The 7,711-nt window shown below is 48.9% G+C and carries 5 protein-coding genes and 1 tRNA gene; all 6 read right to left on the reverse strand.

Annotated features, from left to right (window positions below):
• Positions 1 to 2,522 (reverse strand): type I restriction endonuclease subunit R (locus FVR03_RS23175; protein ID WP_147924159.1); only part of this gene is annotated, 2,522 nt, incomplete at its 3' end.
• 279 nt (positions 2,523 to 2,801) lie between these two features.
• Positions 2,802 to 4,013 (reverse strand): site-specific integrase, encoded by a 1,212-nt coding sequence (locus FVR03_RS23180; protein ID WP_147924160.1) that lies wholly within the window; start codon positions 4,011 to 4,013, stop codon positions 2,802 to 2,804.
• Between the two features lie 251 nt (positions 4,014 to 4,264).
• Positions 4,265 to 4,352 (reverse strand) — tRNA-Ser (locus tag FVR03_RS23185).
• 69 nt (positions 4,353 to 4,421) lie between these two features.
• Positions 4,422 to 5,489 carry an asparaginase gene (locus FVR03_RS23190; protein ID WP_147924161.1) on the reverse strand — a complete coding sequence of 356 codons (1,068 nt, stop codon included), beginning with the start codon at positions 5,487 to 5,489 and terminating at the stop codon, positions 4,422 to 4,424.
• Positions 5,486 to 6,259 (reverse strand): TatD family hydrolase, encoded by a 774-nt coding sequence (locus tag FVR03_RS23195; RefSeq protein ID WP_147924162.1) that lies wholly within the window; start codon positions 6,257 to 6,259, stop codon positions 5,486 to 5,488. The genes FVR03_RS23190 and FVR03_RS23195 overlap by 4 nt, the downstream gene beginning before the upstream one ends.
• A 468-nt stretch (positions 6,260 to 6,727) precedes the next feature.
• Positions 6,728 to 7,711, reverse strand: a 984-nt coding sequence (locus FVR03_RS23200; protein ID WP_147924163.1) for a glycosyltransferase, incomplete at its 5' end; no start/stop codon positions are given.

Here is a 7,711-nt window from a genome sequence, read left to right on the forward strand (position 1 = left end):
GTCAGGGTATCGTCTAGGCCGCTTACCCGCCGGATGAGCGCTACCAGGGCCATCAGTTCATTTTTGGGCTGGCCGTTTACTTTCTCCAGCTGCTCGTAAGCCCGCCAGACGTGGAGCGGCGCCAGGGTGGGTTTGGCGTTTTTTATCGTCTCCACCAGGTCCTTCAGCATCCGGAAGGTCAGGGCGCGCCGCTGGTAGGGCTGCCCGTAAAAGAGCTGCAAAGCTACGATTTCGTTTTTATGAGTTTCTATCCAGCTCTGGAAATCGGCTACCAGGTTTTCGGCGTCCGCTTTGTTGTCTTTCACCCAGCCAATGGTCACCAGCTCATCGGGGTTGATGTGGTCGATGATCTGGTCGTACTTTTTGCGGATGTCGATGATAAAGTCGCGCAGCTCGTAATCGTGGAACACCGCCACGGCCTGCTCCACCAGTTCCTGGTGCCGCTCTGCTGCCTGCGCGGCAATGGTGGCAGGTGCAGCACCAGGGTTTTCGGCTTTTACCTGCAGCGTGATGGCCTGTACCGTGTCCGGGTCGTGGGCGTGCAGGAGCTTCTTCACCACCTGGTTGATGGACTGGCCGCCTGCTCTTTCGGCAAAAGTTGTTTTCTCCTTTTCGTTCAGCTGCTTGTCGAGCCGGATGAGGCGGTTGGCCAGTGTGCTGAGCATAGCCTCTTCGGTGTTTCCCATGGCAATGCCATCCAGCACCTCCTTGAGCGACAGGCCCGGCTTTTTCTCCAGGGGGCGGCTGTCGGTTTTGCGGCTCTTCTCCACGCCAATGGCATCGATGATCACGAAATGGTCTTTGGTAAAGCGGGCGGAAGGGGTGCCGGTGGCTTTGAGTTCTTCGAGGCTGCAGGTGCGGGTGCCGCGGCCTTTCATCTGCTCGTAATAGCTGCGGCTTTTCACGTCGCGCATAAAGAGCAGCACCTCCAGCGGCCGGATGTCGGTGCCGGTGGCAATCATGTCTACCGTTACGGCCACACGCGGGTAGTAGCTATTGCGGAACTGCTGCAGCACGCTTTTCGGGTCTTCGTCGGAGCGGTAGGTTATCTTTTTGCAGAACTTGTTTTCCTCGGCAAACTCTTCCCGCACAATGTTGATGATGTCGTCGGCGTGGCTGTCGCTTTTGGCGAAGATGAGCATTTTGGGCACTTCAAATTTGCTGTCCTTATCGAGGCGGTCGGGGAACATGTGCGGCAGGTTGTCGCGCACTGCTTTAGCGATGAGCCGAATCTGGTTTACGTTTACCACCTTGTCGTCGAGCTGCGTGGCCTTGTACTCCACCTCCTCGTCCAGCGTATTCCAGAATTGTTTGCGGGTTAGTTTTTCGCGCGTGCCCACGTATTCGCCCAGCTCCAGCTTTGCGCCGCCCTGTGTTACTTTGGTTACAATTTCAAACACATTATAGGGCACCAGCACCCCGTCTTCCACCGCCCGCTGGTAGCCATAGTCGCACACCAGGTTCTGGTTAAAGTAGCCGAAGGTGCGGTTGTCGGGCGTGGCGGTGAGGCCTACCTGGAAGGCATCGAAATAATCGAGCACCTGTTTCCAGAGGTTGTAGATGCTGCGGTGGCACTCGTCTATCACGATAAAGTCGAAGAACTCCATCGGAACCTTCTCGTTGTACACCACCGGCAGCGGCTCCTTCGGTTGCCATTTTCCTTCGTTGGGGTTCTCTTCCTCGTCGCGCTCGTCGAGCGGCGTACCTTTCAGGATGGAATACAGCCGCTGTATCGTGCTGATGTATACCTCGCTGTCGGTGGGTACGAACGAGCTGCTCAGGCGGGTAACGCCGTAGAGCTCCGGGAAGAGGCGGTTGTCATCCTGCGGCTCGTATCTTTTAAACTCCTGCTCGGCCTGCTCGCCCAGGTTCTTGGTATCGACCAGGAACAGGATACGTTTGGCTTTGGCAAATTTCAGGAGTCGGTAAATAGCCGTGATGGCCGTAAAGGTTTTGCCCGAACCGGTGGCCATCTGTATCAGCGCCTTAGGCCGGAATTCCCGGAACGACTTTTCGAGGTTGGTGATGGCCTGTACCTGGCACTCGCGCAGGCCCGTTTCCGGCAGCTCCGGAATATCGCAGAAGCGGCCGCGCAGAGTTTTCTCCTCCTTCAGCCACTTCTGAAACGTTTCGGGCCGGTGAAAGGTAAAAACAGGTCGGGAACGGGGTTTAGGGTCGCGGTAATCGGTAAATCGGGTGACGTTGCCGGTGCTCTCATACACAAACGGCAGCGGTCCGTTGTTGATGTACTTCAGCTTGGCGGTGGCATAATCTGTAGACTGGTCTTCGTGTACCGTCAGCTTTACGCCCTCTTCCTCACGCTTGGCCTCTATAATGCCTACCGGCTTCTTATCCACAAACAGCACATAATCGGCCGGACCTACATCAGTCTGGTACTCCTGTATGGCAATGCCTGTAGCAGCGCTCAGGTTTATTTTCTTTTTGTCCTGAATCAGCCAGCCCGAAGACACTAACAGTTTATCGATGTGGTCGCGGGCAATCTGTTCGGGATTTTGGTTCATAGGTACAACGGGAGTCAGGGAAAAATTGTGTTATCACATTAATGTGCTTAAATATATAGTATTTTATCCATAAATAAAGGAGAAATCTTAAAATATAAGATTGAAGCTAAACCTGGAAAACCAAATCATTCTTTACCTGTCACCACAGCCCTTGCACCCTTTGTATGGATAGTAAGATCGTGTCGGAAGCAATTGTTAAATTGCTTTCTATAGAACAAAAGGACTGCCCACAATTCCTGAGCAATCCTTTTAAAGTACTTGTATCGTATTTATCGATATCTACACAAACTTCTGTCGCAGCAACTTCATATCTTCACTTACCTTTACATCCAGGATCTTGGCATAGTGCTGCGTTGTTTTGATATTAGTATGTCCAAGCATTTTCGAAACACTCTCAATCGGAACCCCGTTTAGCAACGTAACAGTAGTAGCAAACGTGTGTCGAGCAATATGAAAGGTTAGCTCTTTGTCTATACCACAGAGAGAAGCTATTTCTTTTAAATAAGCATTCATTTTCTGGTTACTCAGCACGGGCAGCAATCTATCCTGATTTAAGCACTGTGGATGTTCCTGATACTTTTCTAGTATTTTTAATGCAGTTGGCAGGAGTGGGATTCTGGAAGAAGTATCTGTTTTCTGCCTGTTCTTGTATATCCATTTCTCCCCGTCGATGCCTATGGCAATGTTTGACCGCTTCAGTTTCTGCACGTCTACATACGCCAGTCCCGTAAAGCAACTGAACAGGAAAACATCCCGCACCTGCCCCAGTCGATCCATTGCAAACTCTTTGGCTGCCATCACCCCTATCTCCTCCTCCGTAAGGAATACCCTGTCTACTTTTTTAACTTTAGCTTTGTAGTTGATAAACGGATTAGCTATTAGCCAACCATTGGCCAGGCAGATCCGAATAATTTTACCAAAGTTCTTGATGTATTTAACTGCGGTGTTGTTTGCACACTTCCGCACACTCCGTAGGTAGAACTCATATTCCGTGATGAAGGCGTGATCTATTTTACGGATGTCAATGTCATTAATCTGAAACTTCCATTGCAGGAAGTCCCTTGTGTGACTTAGGGAGGTTATATAACGCTCTAATGTTCCTGGAGCGAATTCATCGCCGACCAGGGCCGCCATCTTACGGTTGTGGTCTTCAAATATCTCCATCAGATACCTTACCCGCTCTGCTTTTCCGGTTAGCCTGTACTTCAGGCTTTCAGCAGTAACATCAGCACTTTCCTCCATCATTTGGCGATGGGCTTCATAAACCTTTGCTTGGAGGTTATCCAGGAAGGCATTCAATAATTTAACTGCTTCTTTTGTACCGGAAGCACGTCCGGCAGCGGTATTCCACCTGCTCGGCTCACATTCTCTTCCGGTTGCCACTTCGGCACGCTTTCCGGCAACTGTAATTCTCAGATAAACAGGTACTGGGCCTGTTTGATAGTTTTTGGGCTTCTTCAGGTAGAAGAGAAGATTGAAATTGACTCTCATAATAGTGACCTTTAAAAGTTAAACAAATGTAGCTTTGCAGTCACCTGTAGTCAAGATGTACAGATATCGTACAGCTTGTATATCAACTGGTTATGTAGAATCTGGTGAGTAAAGAACTTCTCTAAAATGACTCACCGAATCACTCACCTTTTCTTTGCGAAAAACTGAATAATTTGGTAGAGTTCTGAAAACAAAAAAGCCTGCAATCATTTGATTTGCAGGCTTTTAGTTGTTTTTGATATGATAATCAGCAGAGAGTGAGGGATTCGAACCCTCGATACCCTTTTGAGGTATACACACTTTCCAGGCGTGCTCCTTCAACCACTCGGACAACTCTCTGTTTTTTGGTGGTGCAAAGATAAGGTATTTACTTTCATCTTTGCAAACTAAACCTGCCTATAGTTTATATTATAGCGTAATCTCTCCCCTGATGTTAGCACCCAGCCAGTAGGTTGTTTCTTCGCGGCTTAAGTTAAAACCGAGCACATACATCATTTTTGTGATGGCTGCTTCGGTAGTAATGTCCATACCGCCGATAACGCCCATGTCGAGCAGGTACTTACTTGTTTCGTAACGTCCCTGCTGCACCCTGCCCTCATCGCATTGCGACACATTCAGTATATAGATACCTCTGCCGATGGCTTCGCGCAGCAGTTGCAGGAGCCATGAAGAAGTTGGCGCGTTGCCTGCACCAAACGTCTCCAGCACTACACCGCGCAGTTCGGGAGTTTCTAAAATGCTACGTACCACGCTGGCTGTTATACCCGGAAAAAGCTTTAAGATGGCTACCCGGTCCTCCATGTGAAAGTGCGCCTTAAAGGGCTCGCGGGCATGCGGACGGATAGCTCCCCAGTAATAGTCTATGTCTACGCCAGCCTTAGCCAGCAGCGGATGGTTTTCTGACTTGAAGGCGTTAAAGTGACGGCTCTCCACTTTTTTAGCCCTATTGCCACGCAGAAGCAAATTATGAAAATATATGCACACTTCCGGCACAAGGCCTTTGCCATCAATTTTGGTGGCGGCAATCTGTAGCGCTGTAATCAGGTTTTCCCGGGCATCTGTACGTACGCGGCCAATAGGTACCTGGGCTCCGGTAAATATGACAGGCTTTTGCAGGTTTTCCAACAGGTAGCTGATAGCCGAGGCACTGTATGCCATGGTATCTGTTCCGTGTAAAATTACAAAGCCATCGTAACTATCGTAATGCTCCGATATTAGTCGTGCCAGCATTGCCCACTCCGCAATGTTCATATTCGAAGAATCGATGGGCGGCTCTATGCTGATTACCGTGAGCAAATACTTAAACTGCTGTAGTTCCGGCACTTTCTCCAGAATCAGGCTGAAGTTGAAAGGCACCAGGTGTTTGGCTTTTTCGTCAAAAACCATCCCGATAGTTCCACCTGTGTATATAATTAAAATAGAAGCTTCCGGATCGAGCGGTGCTGCGGTATCAATTTCTACTTTTTCTATTTTCATGACACAGATTTAAAGAGCCGGAGAGCGTTTCGGGTTGTAATGGCTGCAACTTCTTCCAGGGGCTTTTGCATAAGCTCTGCCACCCGACTGGCTACAAAAGAAAGATAGGCTGGCTGGTTGCGTTTCCCTCTGAAGGGTACTGGCGCCAGGTAGGGGCAGTCAGTTTCCAGCAGAAGATCTTCCAGCTTTACATGAGGCAACAACAAATCGAGGCCTCCGTTTTTAAAAGTGGCCACACCTCCTATTCCTATCATAAAGCCTAGTTCCGTTACTTTTACGGCCTGCTCTACAGAACCCGTAAAACAATGGAAAACACCTGTTAAGGTGCCATCTTGTTCGGCGGCAACAATTTCGTAAGCTTCCTCAAAAGAATCGCGGGTGTGCAGTACCAGGGGCAGGTGGTATTTTTTCGCAAGGGCCACCTGCACCCGCAGTGCTTCCTGCTGCTGCGGCAGAAACGTTTTATCCCAGTACAAATCGATGCCGCACTCTCCTACTGCCGCAAACTTGCGCTTGCTTAGCCACTCCTCCACCAGGTACAGCTCTTTTTCGAATTCCTTCTGAACAGATGTCGGGTGAAGCCCCATCATGGGCAGGCAAAGTTCCGGGTGACGAGCCTCTGTTTCCAGCATCACATCAATCGAGGTATGATCGATGTTTGGCATATAAATTTTCTGCACTCCTTCAGCCTCTGCTTTTGCCAGCACCTCCGCCTGGTCCTGCCGAAAGGCCTCTGCATAAATATGGGCGTGCGAATCAATTAAGAACATAAAAGATAAAGTATTTAAGAATACCGGTTATCTGAAGAGGTAGCCGGCATTGCTGCGAAAAATTTGGTTTTTATTTCAAGTGATGAAACAGAGCGTATGTCAATTCGTGTTATCACAGATCCATGTCGATTCCTGATAGCAGGAGCATCTTCACCTAAAGCAGATTTCAAATATACATTTTCAGACGAAACGATCATAACAAATATTTAAATCTGTTAGTATTTTGAAGGCACTCCTTTAAATAAGTGAATTAACCGCTCTCTGTTTTTAAAACTGTCATTCACGATCTAATCTTACCAGTTGAATTCTATGCCGGGATAGTTCAAAAACAGGTTATAAAATTGCTGGTATAGGTCAGCCATTTAACAATTACCGGTTAAATTATTTAAATGAAAATGGCCTCCAGAAGGAGTTTTGCTTTAAAAGTGCCAAGGGTAGCTGGCAGTGGGCTCAGGTAGTCAGGGTCTGTTAGTACTTCCTCCCCTTCCAGCTAACGCCAGAGGGCATAAAAAAGAACAGGATGAGCAGCACGGAAGTGAAGACCAGGTAAAGCTCAAAAAGAAAGTACAGCCACCACGACGGCAAAGGCAAATGCAGGCGCTTGAGGCAAATGCGGAGGTAAATACTTTGAAGCAGTAGTTTAAGGGCAAAAACACCCATCATGATAGCAAAAGAAGTGTGCACAAAAAAGGGCAGCCACACGGGGTAATACGCAGCGTGCAGCACCAGAATCAGGACCATGTAAAACGGAAGGTGCATGGAGCCGCGCATCCATCGCCGGCGCTGGCGCAGCAAATCGGGTAGTGTGGCAGCAGGCTCCGAAAAGGCCAGCACGGAGTTGTGGAACAGGTTCCGGAAGCCAAAACCGCGCTTTATTACCTGATTAAATATGGCCACATCTTCGGTTACCGAAAACCTGATTTGCTCATAACCACCTGTTGCCTCATAGGCCTGGCGCGTCAGGAGCATGTTGTTGCCCATAGTAGAAACTGGCAAACCCAGGTCGGTTAACACCTGCATCAGCCCCAGCGCATACACCCAATCCATAGCCTGCAGGCGTGCAAAAAGGCTTTTTCCGGCAATGGTGGTAGTGCCGGTTACAACACCTGTACCTGGATCAAGGCTGGCTAGCATAGCAGTTACCCATTGCGGCGGAACGGCTATGTCGGCATCGGTGTAAAAAAAATAGTCGGAAGTGGCAAGGCGGGAGAGCTGCGCCAAAACATTGGCTTTACCTTTGGCCAGCCCCATGGCAGAATTAATGGAGATGCACCTGTAATTCGGCTTATCTTGTATAAAATCATCTATAATGGCACGGGTAGCATCTGTGGAGGCATCATCTCCTATAAGTACTTCAATTTTTTCTTTTGGATAGTGCAGTTGCTCAATTGCCTGAAGACAGCGAGTAATAGTATGCGCCTCGTTGCGGGCTGCTATTAATATGCTGATGTG

The organism is Pontibacter qinzhouensis (assembly GCF_008017455.1).
Taxonomy (GTDB): Bacteria; Bacteroidota; Bacteroidia; order Cytophagales; family Hymenobacteraceae; genus Pontibacter; species Pontibacter qinzhouensis.